At 68.4% G+C, this 23,970-nt stretch carries 34 protein-coding genes and 3 pseudogenes; 3 read left to right on the forward strand and 34 right to left on the reverse strand.

The annotated features are described in order from the left end of the window. Nucleotides 1–102: 102 nt before the first annotated feature. The 34 genes and pseudogenes from IE260_RS19590 to IE260_RS19755 all read right to left on the reverse strand — a co-directional run. Nucleotides 103–261: pseudogene (locus IE260_RS19590) on the reverse strand (type I methionyl aminopeptidase); the annotation flags it as partial. Between the two features lie 106 nt (nt 262–367). Next, nucleotides 368–526, reverse strand: a pseudogene (locus tag IE260_RS19595) (type I methionyl aminopeptidase); the annotation flags it as partial. Between the two features lie 106 nt (nt 527–632). Next, nucleotides 633–1,469 (reverse strand): type I methionyl aminopeptidase, encoded by an 837-nt coding sequence (gene map, locus IE260_RS19600; protein ID WP_189873622.1) that lies wholly within the window; start codon nt 1,467–1,469, stop codon nt 633–635. A gap of 193 nt (nt 1,470–1,662) precedes the next feature. After that, complete coding sequence (locus IE260_RS19605; protein WP_189873624.1) at nt 1,663–2,316, reverse strand: adenylate kinase; 654 nt, start codon at nt 2,314–2,316, stop codon at nt 1,663–1,665. Continuing rightward, entirely contained in the window at nt 2,316–3,629 is a 1,314-nt protein-coding gene (gene secY, locus IE260_RS19610; RefSeq protein ID WP_189873626.1) for a preprotein translocase subunit SecY, read from the reverse strand. The genes IE260_RS19605 and secY overlap by 1 nt, the downstream gene beginning before the upstream one ends. A 241-nt stretch (nt 3,630–3,870) precedes the next feature. Continuing rightward, on the reverse strand, nt 3,871–4,326 hold the full coding sequence (gene rplO, locus IE260_RS19615) for a 50S ribosomal protein L15 (RefSeq protein ID WP_030745257.1): 456 nt from the start codon (nt 4,324–4,326) through the stop codon (nt 3,871–3,873). 2 nt (nt 4,327–4,328) lie between these two features. Next, nucleotides 4,329–4,511: a 50S ribosomal protein L30 gene (gene rpmD, locus IE260_RS19620; protein ID WP_004984515.1), complete on the reverse strand. Its 183-nt coding sequence runs from the start codon at nt 4,509–4,511 to the stop codon at nt 4,329–4,331. A 2-nt stretch (nt 4,512–4,513) separates the two neighbouring features. Further along, the gene (gene rpsE, locus IE260_RS19625) at nt 4,514–5,119 is read right to left on the reverse strand and encodes a 30S ribosomal protein S5 (RefSeq protein ID WP_019753099.1); all 606 of its coding nucleotides are present in this window, start codon (nt 5,117–5,119) and stop codon (nt 4,514–4,516) included. A gap of 36 nt (nt 5,120–5,155) precedes the next feature. Beyond that, nucleotides 5,156–5,539, reverse strand: a complete 384-nt coding sequence (gene rplR / locus IE260_RS19630; protein ID WP_189873628.1) for a 50S ribosomal protein L18 — start codon at nt 5,537–5,539, stop codon at nt 5,156–5,158. Between the two features lie 3 nt (nt 5,540–5,542). Next, nucleotides 5,543–6,082, reverse strand: a complete 540-nt coding sequence (gene rplF / locus IE260_RS19635; protein ID WP_189873630.1) for a 50S ribosomal protein L6 — start codon at nt 6,080–6,082, stop codon at nt 5,543–5,545. Between the two features lie 24 nt (nt 6,083–6,106). Beyond that, on the reverse strand, nt 6,107–6,505 hold the full coding sequence (rpsH, locus tag IE260_RS19640) for a 30S ribosomal protein S8 (RefSeq protein WP_004984520.1): 399 nt from the start codon (nt 6,503–6,505) through the stop codon (nt 6,107–6,109). Nucleotides 6,506–6,717: 212 nt separating this feature from the next. Next, nucleotides 6,718–6,903, reverse strand: a complete 186-nt coding sequence (locus IE260_RS19645; RefSeq protein ID WP_003948630.1) for a type Z 30S ribosomal protein S14 — start codon at nt 6,901–6,903, stop codon at nt 6,718–6,720. A 5-nt stretch (nt 6,904–6,908) separates the two neighbouring features. Continuing rightward, the gene (rplE, locus tag IE260_RS19650; RefSeq protein WP_004927250.1) at nt 6,909–7,466 is read right to left on the reverse strand and encodes a 50S ribosomal protein L5; all 558 of its coding nucleotides are present in this window, start codon (nt 7,464–7,466) and stop codon (nt 6,909–6,911) included. After that, nucleotides 7,466–7,789: a 50S ribosomal protein L24 gene (gene rplX, locus IE260_RS19655; protein ID WP_076097138.1), complete on the reverse strand. Its 324-nt coding sequence runs from the start codon at nt 7,787–7,789 to the stop codon at nt 7,466–7,468. The genes rplE and rplX overlap by 1 nt, the downstream gene beginning before the upstream one ends. 2 nt (nt 7,790–7,791) lie before the next feature. Further along, nucleotides 7,792–8,160 (reverse strand): 50S ribosomal protein L14, encoded by a 369-nt coding sequence (rplN, locus tag IE260_RS19660; protein WP_003998823.1) that lies wholly within the window; start codon nt 8,158–8,160, stop codon nt 7,792–7,794. A gap of 100 nt (nt 8,161–8,260) precedes the next feature. Next, the gene (rpsQ, locus tag IE260_RS19665) at nt 8,261–8,545 is read right to left on the reverse strand and encodes a 30S ribosomal protein S17 (RefSeq protein ID WP_004984524.1); all 285 of its coding nucleotides are present in this window, start codon (nt 8,543–8,545) and stop codon (nt 8,261–8,263) included. After that, nucleotides 8,545–8,769, reverse strand: a complete 225-nt coding sequence (gene rpmC / locus IE260_RS19670) for a 50S ribosomal protein L29 (protein WP_007494763.1) — start codon at nt 8,767–8,769, stop codon at nt 8,545–8,547. Before rpmC ends, rpsQ begins: the two co-directional genes overlap by 1 nt. After that, nucleotides 8,769–9,188 (reverse strand): 50S ribosomal protein L16, encoded by a 420-nt coding sequence (gene rplP / locus IE260_RS19675; RefSeq protein WP_009190136.1) that lies wholly within the window; start codon nt 9,186–9,188, stop codon nt 8,769–8,771. The genes rpmC and rplP overlap by 1 nt, the downstream gene beginning before the upstream one ends. Nucleotides 9,189–9,193: 5 nt before the next feature. Next, nucleotides 9,194–10,021 (reverse strand): 30S ribosomal protein S3, encoded by an 828-nt coding sequence (rpsC, locus tag IE260_RS19680; protein ID WP_188183975.1) that lies wholly within the window; start codon nt 10,019–10,021, stop codon nt 9,194–9,196. Then, complete coding sequence (gene rplV / locus IE260_RS19685) at nt 10,021–10,368, reverse strand: 50S ribosomal protein L22 (RefSeq protein WP_006130776.1); 348 nt, start codon at nt 10,366–10,368, stop codon at nt 10,021–10,023. The genes rpsC and rplV overlap by 1 nt, the downstream gene beginning before the upstream one ends. A gap of 44 nt (nt 10,369–10,412) precedes the next feature. After that, nucleotides 10,413–10,694, reverse strand: a complete 282-nt coding sequence (gene rpsS, locus IE260_RS19690) for a 30S ribosomal protein S19 (RefSeq protein ID WP_053759516.1) — start codon at nt 10,692–10,694, stop codon at nt 10,413–10,415. A 12-nt stretch (nt 10,695–10,706) separates the two neighbouring features. Continuing rightward, entirely contained in the window at nt 10,707–11,543 is an 837-nt protein-coding gene (rplB, locus tag IE260_RS19695; RefSeq protein ID WP_018543909.1) for a 50S ribosomal protein L2, read from the reverse strand. 40 nt (nt 11,544–11,583) lie between these two features. After that, entirely contained in the window at nt 11,584–12,003 is a 420-nt protein-coding gene (rplW, locus tag IE260_RS19700; protein ID WP_189873631.1) for a 50S ribosomal protein L23, read from the reverse strand. Continuing rightward, nucleotides 12,003–12,659 carry a 50S ribosomal protein L4 gene (gene rplD, locus IE260_RS19705; RefSeq protein WP_189873633.1) on the reverse strand — a complete coding sequence of 219 codons (657 nt, stop codon included), beginning with the start codon at nt 12,657–12,659 and terminating at the stop codon, nt 12,003–12,005. Before rplD ends, rplW begins: the two co-directional genes overlap by 1 nt. A gap of 8 nt (nt 12,660–12,667) precedes the next feature. Then, nucleotides 12,668–13,312 (reverse strand): 50S ribosomal protein L3, encoded by a 645-nt coding sequence (gene rplC, locus IE260_RS19710; RefSeq protein ID WP_004984533.1) that lies wholly within the window; start codon nt 13,310–13,312, stop codon nt 12,668–12,670. 18 nt (nt 13,313–13,330) lie between these two features. Continuing rightward, nucleotides 13,331–13,639 (reverse strand): 30S ribosomal protein S10, encoded by a 309-nt coding sequence (gene rpsJ / locus IE260_RS19715; protein ID WP_003948644.1) that lies wholly within the window; start codon nt 13,637–13,639, stop codon nt 13,331–13,333. A gap of 1,042 nt (nt 13,640–14,681) precedes the next feature. Next, complete coding sequence (locus IE260_RS41715) at nt 14,682–15,041, reverse strand: hypothetical protein (protein WP_229880894.1); 360 nt, start codon at nt 15,039–15,041, stop codon at nt 14,682–14,684. A gap of 426 nt (nt 15,042–15,467) precedes the next feature. Beyond that, on the reverse strand, nt 15,468–15,659 hold the full coding sequence (locus IE260_RS19725) for a hypothetical protein (protein ID WP_189873637.1): 192 nt from the start codon (nt 15,657–15,659) through the stop codon (nt 15,468–15,470). Between the two features lie 30 nt (nt 15,660–15,689). Continuing rightward, entirely contained in the window at nt 15,690–16,070 is a 381-nt protein-coding gene (locus IE260_RS19730; protein ID WP_189873639.1) for a hypothetical protein, read from the reverse strand. 291 nt (nt 16,071–16,361) lie between these two features. Beyond that, nucleotides 16,362–17,009 carry a hypothetical protein gene (locus tag IE260_RS19735; protein WP_189873641.1) on the reverse strand — a complete coding sequence of 216 codons (648 nt, stop codon included), beginning with the start codon at nt 17,007–17,009 and terminating at the stop codon, nt 16,362–16,364. A 104-nt stretch (nt 17,010–17,113) separates the two neighbouring features. Continuing rightward, nucleotides 17,114–18,238 (reverse strand): acyltransferase family protein, encoded by a 1,125-nt coding sequence (locus tag IE260_RS19740; RefSeq protein WP_229880896.1) that lies wholly within the window; start codon nt 18,236–18,238, stop codon nt 17,114–17,116. Between the two features lie 247 nt (nt 18,239–18,485). Next, nucleotides 18,486–19,844 carry an NADP-specific glutamate dehydrogenase gene (gene gdhA / locus IE260_RS19745; RefSeq protein ID WP_189873645.1) on the reverse strand — a complete coding sequence of 453 codons (1,359 nt, stop codon included), beginning with the start codon at nt 19,842–19,844 and terminating at the stop codon, nt 18,486–18,488. A gap of 179 nt (nt 19,845–20,023) precedes the next feature. Continuing rightward, nucleotides 20,024–20,233 carry a DUF397 domain-containing protein gene (locus IE260_RS19750; protein WP_189873646.1) on the reverse strand — a complete coding sequence of 70 codons (210 nt, stop codon included), beginning with the start codon at nt 20,231–20,233 and terminating at the stop codon, nt 20,024–20,026. Continuing rightward, nucleotides 20,230–21,103, reverse strand: a pseudogene (locus IE260_RS19755) (helix-turn-helix domain-containing protein). The gene IE260_RS19750 and the pseudogene IE260_RS19755 overlap by 4 nt, the downstream one beginning before the upstream one ends. Before the next feature lie 158 nt (nt 21,104–21,261). On the opposite strand from IE260_RS19755, the gene IE260_RS19760 reads away from it, so the two are divergent. The 3 genes from IE260_RS19760 (at nt 21,262) to IE260_RS19770 (ending at nt 23,934) form a co-directional block, all read left to right on the forward strand. Further along, the gene (locus IE260_RS19760) at nt 21,262–21,693 is read left to right on the forward strand and encodes an ATP-binding protein (protein ID WP_189873648.1); all 432 of its coding nucleotides are present in this window, start codon (nt 21,262–21,264) and stop codon (nt 21,691–21,693) included. A 241-nt stretch (nt 21,694–21,934) separates the two neighbouring features. Then, a complete protein-coding gene (locus tag IE260_RS19765; protein ID WP_229880898.1) occupies nt 21,935–22,915 on the forward strand; it encodes a helix-turn-helix domain-containing protein in 981 nt (326 codons plus the stop codon). Nucleotides 22,916–22,959: 44 nt separating this feature from the next. Then, nucleotides 22,960–23,934, forward strand: coding sequence for a LysR family transcriptional regulator (locus IE260_RS19770; RefSeq protein ID WP_189873650.1), 975 nt, complete (start codon nt 22,960–22,962; stop codon nt 23,932–23,934). The last annotated feature ends 36 nt before the right edge of the window (nt 23,935–23,970 follow it).

Raw genomic sequence — 23,970 nt, forward strand, 5'->3', positions numbered from 1 at the left:
GACGAGTCAGTCTACGTCAGCACCCCCGGAAAGGCGAAACGAGGAAGTCTGCCCCACGCCGGAGATCCTTATGCGAGCGGGGCACCATCCCTGACGCGCTCCTCAGGCCGGCGGATCCGGCGCCGCCGTGATGCCGTACTCCGCCGGCTTCGCCCTGCCCCCGTCCGGAGCCGTCAGCACGAGCGGCCCCTCCTCCGTCAGGGCGACGGAATGCTCCCAGTGGGAGGACCAGGTGCCGTCCGTGGTGACGACCGTCCAGTCGACCAATCCTCCACGCCCCTCTGGCGGGCTCGGCGCCGAGGGCGCCTCACAGGCTTCGAGCGGCTGCGCCGGCCTCCGACCGGCGATCCCCCGGCAGAGACCACCCTCAGGCCAGCGGATCCGGCGCCGCCGTGATGCCGTACTCCGCCAGCTTCGCCCTGCCCCCGTCCGGAGCCGTCAGCACCAGCGGCCCCTCCTCCGTCAGGGCGACGGAGTGCTCCCAGTGGGAGGACCAGGTGCCGTCCGTGGTGACGACCGTCCAGTCGACCAATCCTCCACGCCCCTCTCGCGGGCTCGGCGCCGAGGGCGCCTCACAGGCTTCGAGCGGCTGCGCCGGCCTCCGACCGGCGATCCCCCGGCAGAGACCACCCTCAGGCCAGCGGATCCGGCGCCGCCGTGATGCCGTACTCCGCCAGCTTCGCCCTGCCCCCGTCCGGAGCCGTCAGCACCAGCGGCCCCTCCTCCGTCAGGGCGACGGAGTGCTCCCAGTGGGAGGACCAGGTGCCGTCCGTGGTGACGACCGTCCAGTCGTCCTCCAGGACAGCCGTGCGCGGGGTGCCGAGGGAGACCATCGGCTCGATGGCCAGGCAGAAGCCGGGGACCAGCTTGGGACCCTTGCCGCGGCGCCGGTCGACGTAGTTCAGCAGGTGCGGGTCCATGTGCATCTCGGTGCCGATGCCGTGGCCGCCGTAGTCCTCGATGATCCCGTACCGGCCGCCGCCCGGCTTCGGCTGGCGGCGGATGTACGTCTCGATGGCCCGGGAGATGTCGACGAGCCGGTTGCCCTGCTTCATCGCCGCGATGCCGGCCCACATCGACTCCTCGGTCACCCGGGAGAGCTCGACCAGCTCCGGGGCGTGACCGGAGCCGACGAAGGCGGTGTAGGCCGCGTCGCCGTGCCAGCCGTCGATGATCGCGCCGCAGTCGATGGAGATGACGTCCCCGTCCTTGAGGACGACGTCGTCGGAGGGGATGCCGTGGACGACGACCTCGTTCACGGACGTGCAGATGGTCGCCGGGAATCCGCCGTAGCCCAGGAAGTTCGGCTTGGCATTGTGCTCCGCGAGCACCTTGCGCGCGACCTGGTCCAGGTCCTTGGTCGTGGCGCCGGGCACGGCGGCCTCCCGCGTGGCCGCGTGGATCGCGGCGACGACCAACCCCGCCTCACGCATCTTGGCGATCTGCTCGGGGCTCTTGATCTGCACCATGGGGGCTGCGGCCTTTCTGGACCGGAGAGAGAACGGACGCAATCAACGATACGGGCCCGCAGTCGTCGGGCCGTCGGCACACGTGCGGCACCGGTGGGCGCGGGCGGCGGCCCGCCGGCGCCGGACTGCGCACCCCCCACACCACAGCCGCGGCCCCTGAAGAGGGACCGCGGCTGCAGCCAACGCGTACGAGCTACTTGTCGCGCTTCAGCGCCTCCAGCGCACGGCCGGTGACCTCGTCCACCGCGCCCATCGCCGAGATGGTGACGACCAGGCCCTGCGCCTTGTAGTAGTCGATGATCGGCTCGGTCTGCGTGTGGTAGACCTCCAGCCGCTTGCGGACCGTCTCCTCGGAGTCGTCGTCCCGCTGGTACAGCTCGCCGCCGCAGACGTCGCAGACGCCCTCCTTGGCCGGCGGCGTGTACGTCACGTGGAAGACGTGCGCCGAGTTGTTGCGGCACACCCGCCGCCCGGCGATCCGCTTGACGACCTCGCCCTCCGGGGCCTCCAGGTCCAGCACCGCGTCGAGGTTCATGTTCTCGGTCTCGAGCAGCTCGTCCAGCGCCTCGGCCTGCGAGACGTTGCGCGGGAAGCCGTCCAGCAGGAAGCCGCCCTCGGCGTCGGGCTGCTCCATGCGGTCCTTCGCCATGGCGATGGTGACCTCGTCCGGCACCAGGTTGCCGGCGTCCATGTAGGACTTCGCGAGCTTGCCCAGCTCCGTCTGCCGGCTGATGTTGGCGCGGAACAGGTCGCCGGTGGAGATGTGGGGAATGTGCAGCGTCTCGGCGAGGCGGGTGGCCTGCGTTCCCTTACCGGCACCCGGCGGGCCGACGAGGACGATTCGCATCAGCGGAGGAACCCTTCGTAATTGCGCTGCTGGAGCTGGCTCTCGATCTGCTTCACCGTCTCGAGACCCACACCCACGATGATCAGGATGCTGGTCCCGCCGAACGGGAAGTTCTGGTTTGCCCCGAAACCAGCCAACGCCATTGTCGGGACGAGAGCGATCAGACCCAGATACAGCGAACCCGGCCAGGTGATCCGGTTGAGTACGTAGCTCAGATACTCAGCGGTCGGTCGGCCAGCCCGGATGCCCGGGATGAAGCCACCATACTTCTTCATGTTGTCGGCGACTTCCTCGGGGTTGAAGGAGATCGCCACGTAGAAGAACGCGAAGAAGACGATGAGCAAGAAGTAGGCGGTGATGTAGTACGGGTGGTCGCCCTTGACGAGGTGGGCCTCGATCCAGGTCTTCCACCCCGAGGTCCCGCTCGAGAACTGCGCGATCAGTGCCGGGATGTAGAGCAGCGACGAGGCGAAGATGACGGGGATCACACCCGCCTGGTTCACCTTGAGCGGGATGTACGTGGACGTTCCACCGTAGGAACGGCGGCCGATCATGCGCTTCGCGTACTGCACGGGGATGCGGCGCTGGGCCTGCTCGACGAAGACCACCAGACCGACCATGACCAGGCCGACGGCGATGACGGTGCCGAACTCGATCCAGCCGCCCGCGAGGTCGCCCTGCTTCTTGATGGCCCACAGGGCGGACGGGAAGGTCGCGGCGATCGAGATGAACATCAGGATCGACATGCCGTTGCCGATGCCGCGGTCGGTGATCAGCTCGCCGAGCCACATGACCACGGCCGTACCGGCGGTCATGCAGATCACCATGACGATCGTGGTGAAGATGGCGCGGTCCGGGACGATCTGGCCGGCGACCGTGCAGCCCGAGAACAGCGCGCCGCTGCGGGCCGTGGCGACCAGGCCGGTGCCCTGGAGGATGGCGAGCGCGATGGTCAGGTAGCGGGTGTACTGCGTGATCTTGGCAGTGCCGGCCTGGCCCTCTTTCTTCAGGGCCTCCAGGCGCGGGATCACCACGGTCAGCAGCTGCAGAATGATGCTCGCCGTGATGTACGGCATGATGCCGAGCGCGAAGACCGTGATCTGCAGCAGCGCCCCACCGCTGAACATGTTGACCAGACCGAAGAGGCCCTGGTTGCCGGACGCCTGGTCCACACACTCCTGAACGCTCTTGTAGTCCACGCCGGGGATCGGGATGTGGGTACCGACCCGGTAGACCACGATGATGCCGAGCGTGAAGAGCAGCTTCTTGCGCAGGTCGGGCGTCTTGAACGCCCGGGCGAACGCGGTGAGCACGGTGCCTCCTGCGACCCCCGCGCAACAGCGTCAAGGGTGACGGTCTTGAGGTTCGACTGACGACTTAATAGCTAACGGTCAACTGCCGCTCAGGGTGCCCCATGTGTGACACCCGTGAAAGAGGACAGTGCAGGCCACCTTACCGGCGAGAGCACTCCCCTTGGAACGACCGACCGGGGATACCCCATTTGTGGAGTATCCCCGGTCGGGTTCGCTCAGGTCATCGAGACGCCTGAAGGGGTCAGACGAGCTCGGTGACGGTACCGCCGGCGGCGGTGATCTTCTCCTTGGCGGAGCCGGAGACGGCGTCGACCGTCACCTGCAGCGCCACGGAGACCTCGCCCTGGCCCAGGACCTTGACGAGGCTGTTCTTGCGAACGGCACCCTTGGCCACGAGGCCCTCGACGGTGACCTCGCCACCCTCGGGGTACAGCGCGGCCAGCTTGTCGAGGTTCACGACCTGGTACTCGGTCTTGAACGGGTTCTTGAAGCCCTTCAGCTTCGGGAGGCGCATGTGCAGCGGCATCTGGCCGCCCTCGAAGCGCTCCGGAACCTGGTAGCGGGCCTTCGTGCCCTTGGTACCACGACCGGCCGTCTTACCCTTCGACGCCTCACCACGACCGACACGGGTCTTGGCGGTCTTGGCGCCCGGGGCGGGACGGAGGTTGTGGATCTTCAGCGGGTTCTGCTCCGCCATGATCAGTCGACCTCCTCGACCGTCACGAGGTGGCGGACGGTGTGCACCATGCCGCGGAACTCGGGGCGGTCCTCCTTGACGACCACGTCGTTGACCTTCTTCAGGCCAAGCGAACGCAGGGTGTCACGGTGGTTCTGCTTGCTGCCGATGTAGGACTTGACCTGCGTGATCTTGAGCTGCGCCATGATTACGCACCCGCCCCGGCACGCGCACGCAGCAGAGCCGCGGGAGCGACGTCCTCGAGCGGCAGACCACGGCGGGCCGCGATCTCCTCGGGACGCTGCAGGCCCTTCAGGGCCTCCACGGTCGCGTGCACGATGTTGATCGCGTTGTCGGAGCCGAGCGACTTCGACAGCACGTCGTGGATGCCGGCGCACTCGAGCACGGCACGCACCGGACCACCGGCGATAACACCGGTACCGGGCGACGCGGGCTTGAGCAGCACGACGCCGGCAGCCTTCTCACCCTGGATCGGGTGCGGGATGGTGCCCTGGATCCGGGGGACCTTGAAGAAGTGCTTCTTGGCCTCCTCGACGCCCTTGGCGATGGCGGCCGGCACCTCCTTGGCCTTGCCGTAACCGACACCCACGGTGCCGTCACCGTCGCCCACCACGACCAGCGCGGTGAAGCTGAAGCGACGACCACCCTTCACAACCTTGGCGACGCGGTTGATCGCGACGACGCGCTCAACGTACGCGGTCTTCTCGGCGGCAGCAGCGCCGCCGTCACGGCCCTTCCGGTCCCGCCGCTCGCCGCCACCGGCACCGCTTCCGCGGCGCTGGGGTCCAGCCATTGGATTACCTCTCTCTTTCCGCTAGCTACAAGCGGCTCAGAACTTGAGCCCGGCTTCGCGGGCGGCGTCCGCCAGGGCGGCGATGCGCCCGGCGTACTGGTTGCCACCACGGTCGAACACGACGGCCTCGACACCGGCGGCCTTGGCGCGCTCGGCGACCAGGGCACCGACCTGCTTGGCCTGCGCGGACTTGTCGCCCTCGCCACCGCGGATCGAGGTGTCCAGGGTGGACGCCGACGCCACAGTGTGGCCCTTGAGGTCGTCGATCACCTGCGCCACGATGTGGCGGTTGGAGCGGGTCACGACCAGACGGGGACGCTCCGCCGTACCGGCCACCTTCTTGCGGATCCGGATGTGACGGCGCTTGATCGCGGCGCGCTTGTAGGCGTCGCCCTTGAGGATCTTCTGCCCGTATGCCATGGCTTACTTACCCGCCTTTCCGACCTTGCGGCGGATGACTTCGCCCTCGTACTTGACGCCCTTGGCCTTGTACGGGTCGGGCTTGCGCAGCTTGCGGATGTTGGCCGCAACCTCGCCGACCTTCTGCTTGTCGATGCCCTCGACCGAGAAACGGGTCGGGGACTCCACCTTGAAGGTGATGCCCTCGGGGGCCTCGACCAGGATCGGGTGGCTGTAACCGAGGGAGAACTCCAGGTTCGAACCCTTGGCGAGCACGCGGTAACCGACACCGCTGATCTCGAGCTTCTTCACGTAACCCTGGGTCACGCCGGTGATCATGTTCGCCACCAGCGTGCGGGACAGGCCGTGCAGGGCCTTGCTCTGACGCTCGTCGTTGGGGCGGGTGACGTTCAGAACGCCGTCCTCACCCTTGGCGATCTCGATCGGCGCCACGACGGTGTGAGTCAGCGAGCCCTTCGGGCCCTTGACCGAGACCGTGCGGCCGTCGATGGTGACGTCCACGCCGGCGGGAACCGCGATGGGGAGCTTGCCGATGCGCGACATAGCTGTTTCCTCCGTTCCCTTCCGCTACCAGACGTAGGCGAGGACTTCCCCACCCACGCCCTTCTTGCCGGCCTGCTTGTCGGTGAGGAGCCCGTGCGACGTGGAGATGATCGCCACGCCGAGGCCGCCCAGCACCTTCGGCAGGTTGGTGGACTTCGCGTACACCCGGAGACCGGGCTTGGAGATCCGCTTGATGCCCGCGATGGAGCGCTCACGGTTCGGGCCGAACTTCAGCTCGAGGACGAGGTTCTTGCCGACCTCGGCGTCCTCGACCTTCCAGCCCGTGATGAAGCCCTCCTGCTGGAGGATCTCCGCGATGTGCGACTTGATCTTCGAGTGCGGCATCGCCACGGAGTCGTGGTACGCCGAGTTCGCGTTCCGCAGACGCGTAAGCATGTCTGCGATCGGATCAGTCATGGTCATGAATTGGCCTTCGGCCTCTCTCGCCGGGGTTTCCTGGTGCGCCATCCCTCTCCCCGATCCGAGACGGGACGGGTGCGGCGCGGTGGACCTACGGCGTAGTAAGTCGTACGGGCACGGCAGGCGCCCAACCCCACAAGCCTAAGGCATGCGGGCTGGGCCTCCTGCCGACCCAGTTGCTTACCGAGAGTCCTGGGAGTCCGGAACTACCCGGATTACCAGGAGCTCTTGGTCACGCCCGGCAGCTCGCCACGGTGAGCCATCTCACGAAGGCACACGCGGCACAGGCCGAACTTGCGGTACACGGAGTGGGGACGGCCGCAGCGCTGGCAGCGCGTGTAGCCACGCACGCCGAACTTGGGCTTGCGAGCAGCCTTCGCGATCAGAGCCTTCTTCGCCATCTCGCTCACGCCTCCTTGAACGGGAAGCCGAGGTGACGGAGAAGAGCACGGCCCTCTTCGTCGTTGGTCGCCGTGGTGACCACGGTGATGTCCATACCCCGGACACGGTCGATCTTGTCCTGGTCGATCTCGTGGAACATGACCTGCTCCGTGAGACCGAAGGTGTAGTTGCCACGGCCGTCGAACTGCTTGGGGGACAGGCCGCGGAAGTCGCGGATGCGCGGCAGCGCGAGCGACAGGGTGCGGTCCAGGAACTCCCACATGCGGTCGCCACGGAGCGTGACGTGGGCACCGATCGGCTGACCCTCGCGCAGCTTGAACTGCGCGATGGACTTGCGGGCCTTGGTGACGGCCGGCTTCTGACCGGTGATCGTGGTGAGGTCGCGGATGGCGCCCTCGATCAGCTTGGAGTCGCGGGCGGCGTCGCCCACACCCATGTTGACCACGATCTTGACGAGGCCGGGAACCTGCATGACGTTCTCGTAGGAGAACTGCTCACGCAGCTTGCCCGCGATCTCCTCGCGGTACTTCGTCTTCAGACGCGGAGTGGTGGTGGTAGCCATCAGATGTCCTCACCCGTCCGCTTGGCAACGCGGATCTTGTTGCCTTCGTCGTCGAAGCGGTAACCGACGCGGGTCACGACCTTCTGACCGTCCTTCTCCACGACGAGCTGAACGTTGCTCACGTGAATGGGGGCCTCGGTGGTGACGATGCCGCCGGCCTGCGAACCACGAGCCGTGGGACCGGCCTTGGTGTGCTTCTTGACCCGGTTGACACCCTCGACCAGGACACGCTCCTCGCGCGGGTAAGCGGCAATGACCTTGCCCTGCTTGCCCTTGTCCTTGCCGGTGATGACCTGGACCAGGTCGCCCTTCTTGATCTTCATGCTCACAGCACCTCCGGCGCGAGGGAGATGATCTTCATGAACTTCTTCTCGCGCAGCTCACGGCCCACGGGGCCGAAGATACGGGTGCCGCGAGGGTCGCCGTCGTTCTTCAGAATGACGGCGGCGTTCTCGTCGAAGCGGATGTACGAGCCGTCCGGACGGCGGCGCTCCTTGACGGTGCGAACGATGACCGCCTTGACGACGTCACCCTTCTTCACGTTGCCACCGGGGATCGCGTCCTTGACGGTGGCGACGATGACGTCACCGATACCCGCGTAGCGGCGACCGGAGCCACCGAGCACACGGATGCAGAGGATCTCCTTCGCACCCGTGTTGTCGGCGACACGCAGTCGCGACTCCTGCTGGATCACGTCTATCTCCTGATCGTCTGCCGGTTCCCCGGGGGCCGCTCACGAAGAGCGGTCCCCCGGAGCCTGGCGGAACTGACCTGCGGGGTTTGCCCCGCAGGAATTACTTGGCCTTCTCGAGGATCTCGACGACGCGCCAGCGCTTCGTCGCGGACAGCGGCCGGGTCTCCATGAGGAGGACGCGGTCGCCGACGCCCGCGGCGTTCTGCTCGTCGTGTGCCTTGAGCTTGTTCGTACGGCGGATGACCTTGCCGTACAGAGCGTGCTTGACGCGGTCCTCGACGGCGACGACGACGGTCTTGTCCATCTTGTCGCTGACGACAAGGCCCTCACGGGTCTTGCGGAAGCCGCGCGCTTCGGTGTTCTCAGTCACGTTGTTCTCGCTCATCAGGCGTTCTCCACCGTCTCGATGCCGAGCTCACGCTCACGCATGAGGGTGTAGATCCGGGCGATGTCCTTGCGGACCGCCTTGAGACGGCCGTGGTTCTCGAGCTGGCCGGTCGCCGCCTGGAAGCGGAGGTTGAACAGCTCTTCCTTGGCCTCGCGGAGCTTCGCCAGAAGCTCCTCGTTGCCCAGCTCGCGCAGCTCGGACGCCTTGGTACCGGCCGACATCACGCTTCACCTGCCTCGCGCTTGACGATCCGGCACTTCATCGGCAGCTTGTGGGCCGCACGGGTCAGCGCCTCACGGGCGATCTTCTCGTTGGGGTACGACAGCTCGAACATCACACGTCCGGGCTTGACGTTCGCGATCCACCACTCCGGAGAACCCTTACCGGAACCCATGCGGGTCTCGGCGGGCTTCTTGGTGAGCGGACGGTCCGGGTAGATGTTGATCCAGACCTTGCCGCCACGCTTGATGTGACGGGTCATCGCGATACGAGCCGCCTCGATCTGGCGGTTCGTGACGTAGGCCGGGGTCAGCGCCTGGATGCCGTACTCGCCGAACGCAACCTGCGTCCCACCCTTGGACATACCGTTGCGCTTCGGGTGGTGCTGCTTGCGGTGCTTGACCCTACGGGGGATCAGCATTTCGGTCAGGCCTCCGTTCCGGTGCTCTCAGCCGGAGCGGCAGCCGCCGGAGCCTCGGCCTTGGGGGCCTCGGCGGCCGGAGCCGACTGCTGCTGCGGCTTGCGCCCGCGACGCTCGCCACCGCGGCCACGGGCCGGGCGGTCGCTGCCACCACGGGCCGGGCGGTTGCCGGCACGGGCGGCGGCGTTCTCGGCGCGGACCTCGGCGATGTTCTTGACGTCGCCCTTGTAGATCCAGACCTTCACACCGATGCGGCCGAAGGTCGTCTTGGCCTCGAAGAAGCCGTAGTCCACGTTCGCGCGGAGCGTGTGCAGGGGCACACGGCCCTCGCGGTAGAACTCCGAGCGGGACATCTCGGCGCCGCCGAGGCGGCCGCCGCACTGGATCTTGATGCCCTTGGCGCCCGCCTTCATCGCCGACTGCATGCTCTTGCGCATGGCGCGGCGGAAGGAGACGCGGGAGGAGAGCTGCTCGGCAACGGCCTGGGCCACGAGCTGAGCGTCGGTCTCGGGGTTCTTGACCTCGAGGATGTTCAGCTGGACCTGCTTGCCCGTGAGCTTCTCGAGGTCGCCGCGGATGCGGTCGGCCTCGGCGCCACGGCGGCCGATGACGATGCCCGGACGCGCGGTGTGGATGTCCACGCGGACGCGGTCACGGGTGCGCTCGATCTCGACCTTGGAGATGCCGGCGCGCTCCATGCCGGACGTCATCATCCGACGGATGGCGACGTCTTCCTTGACGTAGTCCTTGTACAGCTTGTCGGCGTACCAACGCGACTTGAAGTCGGTCGTGACACCGAGCCGGAACCCGTGCGGGTTTACCTTCTGGCCCATTACCGGGTTCCTTCCTTGCTGCTGACGACCACGGTGATGTGGCTGGTCCGCTTGCGGATCCGGTAGGCACGGCCCTGGGCACGCGGACGGAACCGCTTCAGGGTCGGGCCCTCGTCGACGTAGGCCTCGGAGATGAAGAGGCTGTCGACATCGGTGTGGTCGTAGTTGTGCGCGGCGTTGGCGATGGCGCTGTCCAGCACCTTGCCGACCGGCACGCTCGCGGCCTGCGGGGCGAAACGCAGGACCGCCTGAGCCTCCGTGGCGTCCATGCCACGGATGAGGTCCACCACACGGCGGGCCTTCATGGGCGTGACGCGGATGTACCGCGCCTGGGCCCTGGCTTCCATGGTTGTCCCTTCAGTGTTTGTCATTGGTCATTCCACCCCGCTGGTTAGCGGCGCTTCGACTTCCGGTCGTCCTTGACGTGACCCCGGAAGGTGCGGGTCGGCGAGAACTCGCCGAGCTTGTGGCCGACCATGGACTCGGTGACAAACACCGGGATGTGGGTCTTGCCGTTGTGCACCGCGAGCGTGTGGCCGAGCATGGCCGGCACGATCATCGAGCGACGGGACCAGGTCTTGATGACGTTCTTGGTACCGGCTTCGTTCTGAGCGTCCACCTTCTTCATCAGGTGGTCGTCGACGAAGGGTCCCTTCTTCAAGCTACGAGGCATCTCAACCCGTCCTTAGCGCTTCTTGTTCGTCTTGCGGCGGCGGACGATGTACTTGTTCGACGCCTTCTTGGGCGAACGAGTACGGCCTTCCTTCTTGCCCCACGGGGACACGGGGTGACGGCCACCGGAGGTCCGGCCCTCACCACCACCGTGCGGGTGGTCCACCGGGTTCATGACCACACCACGCACGGTCGGGCGAACGCCCAGCCACCGCTTGCGGCCGGCCTTGCCCCAGTTGATGTTGCTCTGCTCGGCGTTGCCGACCTCGCCGACGGTGGCGCGGCAGCGCACGTCGACCAGGCGGATCTCACCGGACGGCATGCGGAGGTGGGCGTAGGCGCCCTCCTTCGCGAGCAGCTGCACGGAGGCACCGGCGGAGCGGGCGAACTTGGCACCGCCACCGGGACGGAGTTCGATCGCGTGGATCGTGGTACCGACCGGGATGTTGCGGAGGGCCAGGTTGTTGCCCGGCTTGATGTCGGCCCCGGGACCGTTCTCGACGCGGTCACCCTGCTGCAGGTTGCGCGGGGCGAGGATGTAGCGCTTCTCGCCGTCGGCGTAGTGCAGCAGCGCGATGCGCGCGGTGCGGTTGGGGTCGTACTCGATGTGCGCGACCTTCGCCGGCACGCCGTCCTTGTCGTGACGACGGAAGTCGATCACGCGGTAGGCGCGCTTGTGTCCGCCACCCTGGTGGCGAACGGTCACACGACCGGCGTTGTTACGGCCGCCCTTGCTGTGCAGCGGGCGAACCAGCGACTTCTCCGGCGTGGACCGCGTGACCTCGACGAAGTCGGCGACGCTGGCGCCACGACGGCCAGGAGTCGTCGGCTTGTACTTGCGGATACCCATTTCTCAGTCCTCGTCCGATATCGGACGATCCGGACCTCCGTCAGGAGGTCGGACCGCCGAAGATGTCGATACGGTCGCCCTCGGCGAGGGTCACGATCGCGCGCTTGGTGGCGGAACGCTGGCCGAAGCCGGTGCGGGTCCGCTTGCGCTTGCCCTGGCGGTTGATCGTGTTGACCCCGGTGACCTTGACCGAGAAGACCGACTGCACGGCCTCCTTGATCTGGGTCTTGTTGGCACGCGGGTCGACGATGAACGTGTACTTGTTCTCGTCGAGGAGCGCGTAGCTCTTCTCGGACACGACCGGCTTCAGCAGCACGTCACGGGGGTCCGTGTACGCCTTGCTGGCCGGGGTGACGACGGTGTTCTTGCCCTCGGCGGCGTGACGGCGCGCCTTGGCGACGCGCGCGGCCTTGGCGGCCTTCGCTGCCTTGGAGGCGATGCTCGGGTGACGCGTAGCCATCAGGCCTCGCTCCCTTCGGTGTCGTTGGCCTTCGGGCCGGACACGAAGGACTCGAAGGCGGCCTTGGTGAAGACCACGTCGTCGGAGACGAGAACGTCGTACGTGTTCAGCTGGCCCGGCTCCAGGATGTGGACCTGGGGCAGGTTGCGGGCGGACAGCCACGCGGCCTCGTCGGCGCGGTCGACGACCAGGAGCAGGTTCTTGCGCTCCGAGATCTTGCCGAACAGCGTCTTGGCGGCCTTGGTGGAGGGGGTCTCGCCCTCGATCACGCCGGAGACGACGTGGATGCGGTTGTGGCGGGCCCGGTCGGTGAGGGCGTGGCGCAGGGCCGCGGCCTTCATCTTCTTCGGGGTCCGCTGCGAGTAGTCGCGCGGCACGGGACCGTGCACGACGCCACCGCCGGCGAACTGCGGCGCACGGGTCGAACCCTGGCGCGCGCGGCCGGTGCCCTTCTGGCGGTACGGCTTCTTGCCGCCACCACGGACTTCACCGCGGGTCTTGGTCTTGTGCGTGCCCTGGCGGGCAGCGGCCAGCTGCGCGACGACGACCTGGTGGATCAGCGGGATGCTGACCTTCTCAACGCCGAAGATCTCCGCGGGGAGCTCGACGGTACCGGCCTTGTCGCCCGCCGGCGAAAGGATGTCAACAGTGCTCATCGGTTACCTCAGGCCCCCTTGGCCGCGGTGCGGACCAGGACGAGGCCGCCGTTCGGACCGGGAACCGCGCCCTTGATGAGCAGCAGACCCTTCTCCGCGTCAACGGCGTGGACGGTCAGGTTCTGGGTGGTGACCCGCTCGTTGCCCATGCGACCCGCCATGCGCAGGCCCTTGAACACGCGGCCCGGGGTGGCGCAGCCACCGATGGAACCCGGCGAGCGGTGCTTGCGCTGGGTACCGTGCCCGGCGCCGAGGCCACCGAAGTTGTGGCGCTTCATGACACCGGCGAAGCCCTTGCCCTTGCTCTTGCCGGTGACGTCGACCTTCACGCCGGCCTCGAACACCTCGGCGGTGACTTCCTGGCCGAGGGTGTACTCGCTGGCGTCCGACGTGCGGATCTCAACGAGGTGGCGACGGGGGGTGACGTCGGCCTTCGCGAAGTGGCCCTTGAGGGGCTTGTTCACCTTGCGCGGGTCGATCTCGCCGAAGGCGATCTGGACGGACTCGTAGCCGTCGACGTCGTTCGTACGGACCTGGGTGACGACGTTGGGCCCGGCCTTGACGACGGTGACCGGAACAACACGGTTGTTCTCGTCCCACACCTGCGTCATACCGAGCTTCTCGCCCAGGATGCCCTTGATCTGCTTAGCCATCTCTCAGATCACCGCGCCTCAGAGCTTGATCTCGATGTCGACACCGGCCGGGAGGTCGAGTCGCATCAGAGAGTCAACGGTCTTGGGGGTCGGGTCGAGGATGTCGATCAGGCGCTTGTGCGTGCGCATCTCGAAGTGCTCGCGCGAGTCCTTGTACTTGTGCGGCGACTTGATGACGCAGTACACGTTCTTCTCAGTGGGCAGCGGCACCGGGCCCGCGACCGACGCACCAGTGCGGGTCACCGTCTCGACGATCTTCTTCGCCGAGGAGTCGATGACCTCGTGGTCGTAGGCCTTGAGCCGGATGCGGATCTTCTGTCCCGCCATGGCTACTTCGTAGTCCTGTCTCTCGTAAACGCTCTGGAACCCGGCGTTCCGCCCTTCTCCTCCGACCCACGCGGTCGGGCGTGTCGCACTCCCGCTGACACAGATGTCCTTCTCCAGGACTTCCCTGCTGGGGGAGCGCGGGCCCTTCCGGAACCGCGGACCGGGGGCGAAAGACCCACCGGGTGCCTGGTCTGCACCCCGCTGACACTTCCCGGAAGATTCCCGTACGTCCGCCCCTGATCAGGGACGACGAGTACTGTGGGACTCGCTTCCGGTCCTCCCGGCGGGAGGCGCGCAGCATCGGCACTCGACCGAGCAACCCCGCTAGTCTGCCATACGGGGCATCGGGGACGCCAATCGAGCGGAAGAGATTACCCCGGGGGTGACGGAGATCAAACCCGGGGACGCGTCCGGGCGTGCCCGCGGTCCCGGTCGGCCCCGCCGCCTCCCCCGTGGCTCCGTGCGGGGCGGGTTCCGTGACGATCGCGTGCCGCACCTGCCGGCGCGCCTCCTCCCACCGGGCACGGCGTGCGACGAGCCGCTCGTCGGTGCCGTCATGGTTCCGCTTCGCGTACCGGTGACCGCCTCGGCCTGCAGTTGGCGGGCGATATGCAGGCGATGTGCAGGCAAAGGATCGGAGTGCCCAGGCCACGCCCGGCCGCCTCGTCCACCATCCGCTGCGTGCCGACCCGCGCTGCGTCGAAGGCCAGACCTGCGCCCCCGGCGAGGACGTACCTGTTGGTGTCCCACTGCTCGGCGGCCTCCCAGAGCCGCTCGTTCGCTTGGGACAGCCTGGGGGGCACGTCACCGAGATCGATCGCCTTGTGAGCCGCCTCTATGTCCTCCAGGCAAGCGGCCGGCACTGGCGCCGCGATCTCGTCCCGCTCGATGTCCAGGACGTGCTGGGCGAAGTCCAGTGCCAGATGCGCCGCTCACGTCTGGTCGACCTGATCGAGCAGGTAGCTCAGCAGCCTCGGAAAACGATCACTCCTGGCTTCCCCCTTGCATGCTGGTCACGTCACGGCCTCCGTCGCTCCGCATGTCAGAAGCCCCACGGATCGGGGTGAGGAGGGAGCGTGCCGTCCTCCGACCAGATCAAGCGGGCCTCCAGGTCCGGACCCAGGATGTCCCGGAGACGATCGACCGCCCACCCGTTCCAGTACACGGCTCCCGGGAACTCGGGGACGCGAAAGGCCGGCAGCCCGGCGGGCACTGCGTCAGGGCGGAAAACCGTCACCTGCATCTGCCCGGTGCCCTTCTTCGGCTTGGACGACCTGCGCAGGTCCACGCAGTCGACGACCTTCCCCACGAGGTACAGGAGATACCCAGGGGCTGCCGTCGGGTCGGCGTCTTCCGGGAAGACGGGGAGGTACCTTCCCGCCGCCGACAGTCCATCGGCCATGAGACCGGCGACACGACCGCTGAAGACCGGAGCGCCCGGGTACCCGCAGGGGAATTCGGACGCTCGCAGACGCGGATTTCCGACCCATTCGGCAGTGAAAGACTCCGGCAGGTCCGCGGAGTCCCCGGTGCGCAGCCGGCGGATCAGCCTCCGGTGCGCGTACTCCTCCAGGGACAGGGTCCGGAAGTCCCCCAGGCTCGGCATCAAGCGGTAGACCGTGAAAGGCTCGCGGGAGCGGTCAGCCGTCATCACGCCGTCCAGACCCCACCGGGCCCCGGCGTACCGGTGGCGAGCTCGTTGTCTCACTGCTTCTCGGACGCCCCTCGGCCCCGGTGCCGGTCGACGTGGGGGGGCGATGCCGTCGGGAGACGGCGCGAACCACGGGTTTTCGTTGCGGAGGATCTCAGCGGGCGTTCGCGCATTCGGTCAGATGCCCCACGGATCGGGATCGGGCGTGGCCGCCGGATCCGAGGACCACAGGAGACGACCCGCGACGTCGTCGTCGAGGAGGTCCGTCAGATGGTCCAGCATCCAGCCGTTCCAGCAGACGGCAACGGGAAACTCGGGCACGCGGAACGCCGGCAGGTCGGCCGGATACGCCTCCGGGCGGAAGACCATCCTCTTCGTCTCCCCGGTGGCCTTCTTCGGCTACGACGACCGGCGTGTGTCCACGCAGTCGACAAGGGGCTCCACGACGTAGAGGAGGTAGTCGTCGGCCGCTGCCCCCTCGATCCGGACCGGCACCAGACGTCCCGCTTTCTCCAGCTGGTCGCCGAGCCGATCGGCGAGACGACGGCTGAACATCGGCGCGCCCGGATAGTCGGAAGCGAATTCCGCCTTGCGGCCCTTGGGATCACCGGTCCACTCCGCGCCGAACGCAGTGGGCTGCTCGGCCCGCTCCCCCTGGAACTGCCAACGCTTGAGATCGATCAGAGAACCGTCCAGACGCAGCGTCCGGAGGTTCCCCTCACCTGTTGTGATGCGGTACGCGGCAAATGGAGGGGAGGAGATCACAACCGGGGCGCTCACCGCAGGGACTTCTCTGCAAAGGAAAGCAGGTCAGCAATCTCTATACGCTGAGGTTCACCACTGCCGGATCTCTCCTCCGGGGACAGGCAGCCTCGCTGCATCATCAGAAAGGGGCACGGCCCCCTGTCGAGGTTCGCTGGCGCCGACGACCAGAGCCATGCGTCTGGGACTCCCCCGAACGTGGTAACTCCCGGAGATTTCAACCCAATGTCGGCCGGATTCACACGAGCCTCCGTTAGGCGCCCCTGCACTTGTAATTCGGCCCCGGGAAAGGGTCGGCCGACCGGAACCTCACCCCGTGAACCGGAACGTCGACGTGATCGCGTCGAAGATGTCGAAGAAGGAGTCCGCGAGGTCCAGCACCTGGCTGCTGCCCGCCACCAGCGCGACCTTGCCCTCCTGCCCCGGGACCGGGATGTACGTCTGCATGAGCACGGCCCGGACCGTGCGGTTCAGGGCGTCGCCGGGGACCGGGATGTCCTCGATGCCGTGCGTGCGTGCCGCCGGGCCGACGCCGGGGATGTCGACGGTCGTCACCTTCCGCCAGGAGTCGCCCTCCTTCTTGGCCTCCTTGACGGCGAGTTGGCCCGCGATGGCGGCGGGGTCGGTCGGCAGCGGATCGCCCGAGCCGGTACGGCCGCCGACCAGCGAGACGGTCACCGAGCCGGTGATCGGCGTGTCACCGCCGAAGCTCTCCGCCATGCAACCGCAGTACAGCGCCCCGGACTTCCACGCGTCGGCCGCCGCCTTGCGGAGGAAGGAGACGTACGCGTCCCGGGACTTCTCCAGCTCCGGATGCCGCCGCACCCGTTCGTCCACCATCCGCCGGATCGAGTCGTCCCGCGACTCCGGCCGCACGTCGAACTCCCACCACGACTCCGGCACCTTGATCCGGAACCCGCCGCGCTCGACGGTCAGCGCCTCGGTGTAACGGGCCATGACGTACCCGGCCTCCCCCGCTCGATCACTTGGACCGACATCGTGCCATCGCGCGGTTCCGCGCGTCGCCCGGGGTTCGTCCGGACGGCGTCGGCCGAACGGCCCTAGCCGTTCCCCGCGTTCCGCAACCGCGCGAACGACGTGTCCAGCCCGCCCTTCAGCAGCCGCGACACCGGTCGCTCCACGCACCGGTGGACCAACCAGCTCAGCACCAGGAAGCCGGCGATGATCACGGCGACCAGGAGACGGGCGTCCATCGTGTCGCGGAGGCGGTTGATCAGGGTCGTGCCCGCCACGTAGTGGATCAGGTAGAGGGGGTACGTCAGGGCGCCCGCCGTCACCAGCCACTTCCAGCGGATGCGGTCGGTGTAGCCGAGCGCGACGGCGACCATGAAGAGCAGGAAGGCGGTGAAGATCACCACGCTGCCGCGCCAGCCGGAGACGCGCTCGACCTCCTCGATCCTGTTCCCAAGCTCCAGCTGGCCCATCAGCCAGGCCATGGCGAGGATGCCCCACAGGAGCAGGTCCTGACCGAAGCGGTGCATGAGGTAGAGGGCGAGCCCGGCGATGAAGTACCAGGCCCCGTCCGGGTTGGCGACCAGCTCCAGCAGGTGGAGGTCGGAGACCGGGGCGAGCATCGCCGCCGCGCCCCACACGCAGCAGAAGACCACGACCCTGCGGTACGTCAGGCCCATCGCGACCACGACCAGGAAGAGCAGGTAGAAGCGCAGCTCGGACCAGAGGGTCCAGTAGACGCCGTCGACGTTCGGCACGGCCGAGCCCGACTGGAGCATGGTGAGGTTGAGGAGCACCTCGCGCAGGCGGAGGCGTTCCCACACTCCGGGTACGGCTATCAGGACGGCCGTGGTGAACGCGACCGCGAACCAGTACGCCGGGTAGAGCCGGATCACGCGGGAGACGAAGAACTGGCGTGGCGTCCGGCCCCAGCAGGACATGCAGATCACGAAGCCGCTGATCACGAAGAAGATCTCGACGCCGATCCAGCCGTAGGAGGCCAAGCGGAACACCGTCGGCATGATCTCCGACACCGGCCGGTCCCAGATCGCGTTGCCCGGCTGGTCGACCCGCCAGGTGCCGGCGTAGTGGTGCACGGCCACCATCAGGGCGGCGACCAGGCGGATGCCGTCGATGACGTACAGCCGCCCGCCGCGCGAGCGCCGCCCGCCGGACGCGGCGGCGTGCTTGCCCTCCCCGACACGGCTCGGCATCCGCTGGGTGGGTACGGCCGACACCGTCGCCGCGAGCGGCGGAAGCGGTTGCTTCAACCGCCCCATGACCCGACCCGCGACCCGCTCGGGTGTCGACGTACCCCTGTCCGTTCCACGCACCATCCGACCAGACAAGAACAGCGTTCACGTCAGCGGTAGTGCTTTGAACAACCTGCCGCCTGCGCCCCGCGCAGTGTTCGCGGCCAGTTCTCCTCCGGTTCAGCTGACGGGCCGGAAGACGTCCGGCTCAGATCACGCCCTGCGCCAGCATCGCGTCGGCCACCCGCTCGAAGCCGGCGATGTTCGCCCCGGTCACGTAGTCGCCGGGGGCGCCGTAGCGCTCGGCGGTCTCGTGGCAGGTGGTGTGGATGTCGTTCATGATGTGCGACAGCTCCTCCTCCACCCGCGCCGCCGTCCACGACGTACGCGCGTGGTTCTGGGCCATCTCCAGGGCGCTGACCGCGACGCCGCCCGCGTTGGCCGCCTTGCCGGGGCCGAAGGCGACCCCGGCGCGCTGGAGCAGGTGCACGGCCTCCGGCGTGGTCGGCATGTTCGCGCCCTCCGACACCGCCTTCACGCCGTTGCGGATCAGGGCGGCGGCGTCGTTCTCGTCCAGCTCGTTCTGCGTCGCCGACGGCAGCGCCACGTCGGCCGGGACCTCCCAGACCCGCCCGCCGGGCACGAACCGCGCGGACGCGCCCCGGCGCTCGGCGTACGTGCCGACCCGGCCGCGCTCGACCTCCTTGACCTGCCGCAGCAGCTCCAGGTCGATGCCCTTCTCGTCGACGACGTAGCCGGACGAGTCCGAGCAGGTCACGGCGTTCGCGCCGAGGGCGGCCAGCTTCTCGATGGTGTAGATCGCGACGTTCCCGGAGCCCGACACGACCGCCGTCTGGCCCTCCAGGTCCTCGCCGCGCTCGCGCAGCATCGCCGCCGTGAACAGCACGTTGCCGTACCCGGTGGCCTCCGGGCGGATCAGCGAGCCGCCCCAGCCCTGGCCCTTGCCGGTCAGCACGCCGGCCTCCCAGCGGTTGGTGATCCGCCGGTACTGGCCGAAGAGGTAGCCGATCTCGCGGCCTCCGACGCCGATGTCCCCGGCCGGGACGTCCGTGTGCTCGCCGATGTGCCGGTACAGCTCCGTCATGAACGACTGGCAGAACCGCATGACCTCCGCGTCGCTCCGCCCGTGCGGGTCGAAGTCGCTGCCGCCCTTGCCGCCGCCGATGCCGAGCCCGGTCAGCGCGTTCTTGAAGATCTGCTCGAAGCCGAGGAACTTGATGATGCCGAGGTTCACCGACGGGTGGAAGCGCAGCCCGCCCTTGTACGGGCCCAGCGCGCTGTTGAACTCCACCCGGAAGCCACGGTTGACGTGGACCCGGCCCTGGTCGTCCTGCCACGGCACCCGGAAGATGACCTGCCGCTCCGGCTCGCACAGCCGCTCGATCAGCCCGGGCTCGGCGTACTCGGGGCGGGCCGCGACGACCGGCGCCAGCGTCTCCAGCACCTCGTGGACGGCCTGGTGGAACTCGGGCTGGGCGGGGTTGCGGTGCTCGATCTCGGCGAGCAGGTGGGCGAGGGTGGTCTTCGTGTCGGATCGCGTCGTCACGGGGTCCCTTTCTGGCACGGCTGACACCGGAAACCGGTACGGGTGTGCTCCGCTCCGGTCCGGTCCGGTGGTGGGCGCTCGGCGCCGTTGCCGCGCGCAGGACACTTAAGTGTTACGCGCAGGTAAACACCGTGGCCAGGGGTACCGCCCGGATCGTCCGCCATATGAGACCCGAATGGTCAGCTTTCGGAGACGTACGTCACGAAGTCCGCCCATGCCGTCGAGTCCACGGCGAGCCGGGGGCCGGCGGTGTGTTTGGAGTCGCGGACGTGGATGGTGTGGGGGGTTATCGCGATCTCGACGCAGGAGTTGCCGTCGTTGCCGCCGCTGTAGCTGCTCTTGAACCACGCCAGTTCGGAGGCGTCCCCGACGGGGGCCTTGCGGATCATGTTTCTCCCAGCAGATTCTCGATGAAGGTCAGCGACTCCCTCGGCGGGAGGGCCTGAGCCCGGATAGTCCCATACCGCAGCTCAAGGATGCGCAGTTGCTTGGGATCGGACGTCGGGCGGCCGTTGAAGGCACCGTCGGAGCGGCCCACCGCGGTACCGTCCGCGAACTTCAGCAGTTCGATCCTGCCGTCCATGCCGGAGTGGGTCTCGCTGTGCAACGGCATCACCTGAAGCATGACGTTGTTCAAACGGCCCACCTCCAGCAGTCGTTCGAGCTGCCGCCGCCAAGCCATTGTCCCCCCGATAGGTCGTCGCAGCGGCGCCTCTTCGAGCACGAAGTGTGGACGGAGCCGGGTCGCGTTCGAAGACCGACTGCCTGGCCAGGCGCGCAGCCACCATGCGTTCCACGTCGTCCGCCGAGTACGGCGGCTGCGCTGCCTCGATCAGGGACCGTGCGTGCTCCGGGGTCTGCAACAGCCCCGCGATGATGTGGCACTCGTACAGGCCGATCTCGACCGCCTTCGCCTCCAGCTTCCCCAGCTCCCGGACCTTCTTGGGATACCGGACCTTCTTCACGTCCTCCCAAGTCGCCGCGATGAGCCCACCCGCGCCCAGCACCTCGTCGGCCCTGTCCAGGTACTCCTGCCGGGGAATCCGCTTACCGCCCTCGACCTTGTATACGAGATCCTCCCCGTACCCCACCGCCGCCCCGAACTCCGCGGCCCGCATCCCCACCGCCTCGCGCCGCAGCTTCAGCTGCCGCCCCACCGTGGCGATGACGGCGATTCCCCACTCGTCATCCGGGTCCACCTCCCACCCCGGCTCGTCCGCCTCGCTCCTGAGCCGGCCCGTCTCCACTTCGACCGCCATCCCGTGCCCCTCCGTCGTGCCGCTGGCTGTGCAGAGTGCGCCCTACCCGTACGCACCGCCCCGACAGCCCCCGACACACCGGACAACCACCGGACAGTCACTGTACGTACCCGCAGAGTCACTGTTCACGGTAGGCGCACCCCACCACGCTGAGTGACGTGAACCAGAAATCCGCCGAACTCACCACCGCCGTCCGCAACTTCAGCGTGCAGCTCTCCCCCACACCGCGCGGCGCCCGCCTCGCCCGGCTGCTCGCGACCGAGCAACTCCGCGCCTGGGGACTTCCGTCGGACCCGGCACGCCAGATCATCGCGGAGCTCGCCGTCAACGCGGCGACCCACGGCCGCGTACAGGGACGCGATTTCCGGCTCACCCTCTACGTCGTCGCCGACGTCCTCCGCATCGAGGTGACCGACACACGCGGTGAACGCCTCCCCCGGCCGGAACAGCCGGGCCCGGACGCCGAATCCGGCCGTGGCCTGCTGCTCGTGGAGGCGCTGGCGGACCGGTGGGGCGTAGCCGAGGGCCGCTTCCCGCGCAAGACCGTCTGGGCCGAACTGCGCCTCACGCCACCGGAACCCACCTTCTGAGGCTCCGGTGCCGCCGGCGCCTTCCCGAGAAAGAACCACGGGAGAAAGAACCCCACCGAGCCCCACCCCTCCGCCCGAGGCGCGCACTCACCCGGGCGGGTGAACATCACCGGCTCGGCTGGATTTCCGATCCCCCAACTCCCCTACGCTCAGCGCAAACAACCGCACAAAGACATCGGCCCCCGCCGGGACTGGCATCCCAAGGCGAGGGCCTGACCACCGAGGAAGCGAGCCCTTCCTGATGGGTACCCAAAACCCTAGCGTGCCTCCGCACGCCCAGTCCCCCGTTGGGGCCAATCCGACCCGTTCGCGTCACCGTGGCGGCGGCGTCATCCACGAGAACACCCGCCACACCACCCGCTTCGTGGTGATCGGCAACCACCTCGCCCAGCACCCGGACCTCTCCCTGCTGGCGATCGGCCTGGGCGTCCACATCCAGTCGCTGCCCAGCGGCACGCCCGCGGACATCAAGACCCTCACCGCACGCTTCAAGGAAGGCGCGACCCGGATCTCCGCCGCCCTGCGCGAACTGGAGGCCCACGGCTACCTGCGCCGCGAGCGCGTGCGCACCCCGGAGGGCCGGATCGTCACCCGCACGATCTCCTGCAACCAGCCGGGCGCGCCCCGACACCGCCCCGAGCCCGCCCGGAAGCCTCACGCCGACCGGCCCGCACCCCGCAAGAAGCGCGCCCTGCCCGCCGTACCGCAGCCCGCTTCCCAATCCCCCGCCCTCCTTCAGCAGGCCACCGACCTCCTCGCCGGCCTGCGCCGCCACGACCCCCGCCTCCTCCTCTCCGCCTGCGACACGGCCCACCTGGCCCCCGGCGTGGCGGCATGGCTCGAACGCGACGTCACCCCCACCGCCGTACGCCACGCCCTGACCACCGACCTGCCCCCCGAGGGCCTGCGCCGCCCGGCCGCCCTTCTCGCCCACCGCCTGACCGCCATGCTCCCGCCGCCACCGCCCTTCCGGCCCTCCGCAGCACCGCCACCGCCGCGGTACCCGCTCCAGAACTGCGACGGCTGCGACCGCAGCTACCGCGCGCCAGAGCCCGGAGGACGCTGCCGCGACTGCCGACCCGGTGCCACGCCACCCCCGACGGCCCCCGCTACGCCACCCGCGAGGACTTCGTCCACGGCGAGGACGTCACCATCGCCGACTGGACGATCCCGACCCACGACCTCCCGCGCTACCCCGACTGACTGTCCGTTACTGGTCTGAACCAACCTCTTGCCCCAGCCCCTCCTGCGTCGCAAGCTCCCCGTATGGAGCTGGAGTTGCGGCATCTCAAGACGGTCCGGGCCATCGCCGACGCCGGCAGTCTCACCAGGGCGGCGACGGCACTCGGTCTCGCGCAGCCCGCGCTGAGCGCACAGCTCAAGCGGATCGAACGGGCCCTGGGAGGTGAGCTGTTCGAGCGCGGTCGGCACGGCGTGCGGGCAACTCCCCTGGGCGAACTGGTGCTGGAGCGCAGCCGGATCGTGCTGCCCGCGGTGACCGAGTTGCAGCAGGAGGCGGCGCGGTTCGCCCGGTCCCCGCGCTCGACGGCGTGCTTCCGGCTGGGCGGCACCCACGGCCCGCTGCTGGGCGCCCTGGTGGACCGGCTGGCGGACGCGGCGCCCGACGCCCGGGTGACGACCTGCACCTCCTGGTCCGAACGGGAACTGGCCGGCCTGCTGGCCGAAGGGCGGCTGGACTTCGCGCTCGCCGGGACGTGCGGTTCCGCCGAGCCCCCCGGCTCCGAGGGGCTGGTGTGGCGGGAGGTGGCGGTCGATCCCGTCTTCGTCATGGTGCCCGAGGCGCATCCGCTCGCCCACCGACGAGAGGTGGACCTGACGGACCTGGCCGGCGAGGAGTGGGCCTGCGTGCCCGGCGACGGCTGCTTCGGCGACTGCTTCACGGCCTCCTGCGCCCGCGCCGGGTTCACCCCGCGCCGCATGTACGAGACGGACACCTCGTCCCTCGTGCACCTGGTGCAGGTGGGCCGGGCGGTCGGGCTGTGCCGGGCGACGTTCCCGACCACGCCCGGCATCGTCACCCGGCCGCTCACCGGCACGCCGCTGGCCTGGCGGCACCTGCTGGGCTGGCACGTGGTGACGCAGGCCGAGGACACAGCCGCCACCGTGCTCGCGCAGGCCCGCATGGCGCACGCCGGCGTGGCGGCCCGCAGCGACAGCTACACCGCGTGGCTCGCCACCCACCGGGACACCGCCGGCGCACCGCAACAGCCCGTTCCATAACACCGGGCAGAGGGTCGATCGACGTCTTATGCGGGC

The sequence above is a fragment of the Streptomyces viridiviolaceus genome (assembly GCF_014650995.1).
GTDB classification, from domain to species: Bacteria; Actinomycetota; Actinomycetes; order Streptomycetales; family Streptomycetaceae; genus Streptomyces; species Streptomyces viridiviolaceus.

Excerpts from the sequence above, each read along its gene's own strand:
- map (WP_189873622.1), bottom strand. The coding sequence starts at position 1,469 with ATGGTGCAGATCAAGAGCCCCGAGCAGATCGCCAAGATGCGTGAGGCG.
- IE260_RS19605 (WP_189873624.1), bottom strand. The coding sequence starts at position 2,316 with ATGCGAATCGTCCTCGTCGGCCCGCCGGGTGCCGGTAAGGGAACGCAG.
- rplO (WP_030745257.1), bottom strand. The coding sequence starts at position 4,326 with ATGGCGGAGCAGAACCCGCTGAAGATCCACAACCTCCGTCCCGCCCCG.
- rpmD (WP_004984515.1), bottom strand. The coding sequence starts at position 4,511 with ATGGCGCAGCTCAAGATCACGCAGGTCAAGTCCTACATCGGCAGCAAG.
- rpsE (WP_019753099.1), bottom strand. The coding sequence starts at position 5,119 with ATGGCTGGACCCCAGCGCCGCGGAAGCGGTGCCGGTGGCGGCGAGCGG.
- rplR (WP_189873628.1), bottom strand. The coding sequence starts at position 5,539 with ATGGCATACGGGCAGAAGATCCTCAAGGGCGACGCCTACAAGCGCGCC.
- rplF (WP_189873630.1), bottom strand. The coding sequence starts at position 6,082 with ATGTCGCGCATCGGCAAGCTCCCCATCGCGGTTCCCGCCGGCGTGGAC.
- rpsH (WP_004984520.1), bottom strand. The coding sequence starts at position 6,505 with ATGACCATGACTGATCCGATCGCAGACATGCTTACGCGTCTGCGGAAC.
- IE260_RS19645 (WP_003948630.1), bottom strand. The coding sequence starts at position 6,903 with ATGGCGAAGAAGGCTCTGATCGCGAAGGCTGCTCGCAAGCCCAAGTTC.
- rplE (WP_004927250.1), bottom strand. The coding sequence starts at position 7,466 with ATGGCTACCACCACCACTCCGCGTCTGAAGACGAAGTACCGCGAGGAG.
- rplX (WP_076097138.1), bottom strand. The coding sequence starts at position 7,789 with ATGAAGATCAAGAAGGGCGACCTGGTCCAGGTCATCACCGGCAAGGAC.
- rpsQ (WP_004984524.1), bottom strand. The coding sequence starts at position 8,545 with ATGAGCGAGAACAACGTGACTGAGAACACCGAAGCGCGCGGCTTCCGC.
- rpmC (WP_007494763.1), bottom strand. The coding sequence starts at position 8,769 with ATGTCGGCCGGTACCAAGGCGTCCGAGCTGCGCGAGCTGGGCAACGAG.
- rplP (WP_009190136.1), bottom strand. The coding sequence starts at position 9,188 with ATGCTGATCCCCCGTAGGGTCAAGCACCGCAAGCAGCACCACCCGAAG.
- rpsC (WP_188183975.1), bottom strand. The coding sequence starts at position 10,021 with ATGGGCCAGAAGGTAAACCCGCACGGGTTCCGGCTCGGTGTCACGACC.
- rplV (WP_006130776.1), bottom strand. The coding sequence starts at position 10,368 with ATGGAAGCCAGGGCCCAGGCGCGGTACATCCGCGTCACGCCCATGAAG.
- rpsS (WP_053759516.1), bottom strand. The coding sequence starts at position 10,694 with ATGCCTCGTAGCTTGAAGAAGGGACCCTTCGTCGACGACCACCTGATG.
- rplB (WP_018543909.1), bottom strand. The coding sequence starts at position 11,543 with ATGGGTATCCGCAAGTACAAGCCGACGACTCCTGGCCGTCGTGGCGCC.
- rplW (WP_189873631.1), bottom strand. The coding sequence starts at position 12,003 with ATGGCTACGCGTCACCCGAGCATCGCCTCCAAGGCAGCGAAGGCCGCC.
- rplD (WP_189873633.1), bottom strand. The coding sequence starts at position 12,659 with ATGAGCACTGTTGACATCCTTTCGCCGGCGGGCGACAAGGCCGGTACC.
- rplC (WP_004984533.1), bottom strand. The coding sequence starts at position 13,312 with ATGGCTAAGCAGATCAAGGGCATCCTGGGCGAGAAGCTCGGTATGACG.
- rpsJ (WP_003948644.1), bottom strand. The coding sequence starts at position 13,639 with ATGGCGGGACAGAAGATCCGCATCCGGCTCAAGGCCTACGACCACGAG.
- IE260_RS41715 (WP_229880894.1), bottom strand. The coding sequence starts at position 15,041 with ATGGCCGATGGACTGTCGGCGGCGGGAAGGTACCTCCCCGTCTTCCCG.
- IE260_RS19725 (WP_189873637.1), bottom strand. The coding sequence starts at position 15,659 with ATGGTCTTCCGCCCGGAGGCGTATCCGGCCGACCTGCCGGCGTTCCGC.
- IE260_RS19735 (WP_189873641.1), bottom strand. The coding sequence starts at position 17,009 with ATGGCCCGTTACACCGAGGCGCTGACCGTCGAGCGCGGCGGGTTCCGG.
- IE260_RS19740 (WP_229880896.1), bottom strand. The coding sequence starts at position 18,238 with ATGCCGAGCCGTGTCGGGGAGGGCAAGCACGCCGCCGCGTCCGGCGGG.
- IE260_RS19750 (WP_189873646.1), bottom strand. The coding sequence starts at position 20,233 with ATGATCCGCAAGGCCCCCGTCGGGGACGCCTCCGAACTGGCGTGGTTC.
- IE260_RS19765 (WP_229880898.1), top strand. The coding sequence starts at position 21,935 with ATGGGTACCCAAAACCCTAGCGTGCCTCCGCACGCCCAGTCCCCCGTT.
- IE260_RS19770 (WP_189873650.1), top strand. The coding sequence starts at position 22,960 with ATGGAGCTGGAGTTGCGGCATCTCAAGACGGTCCGGGCCATCGCCGAC.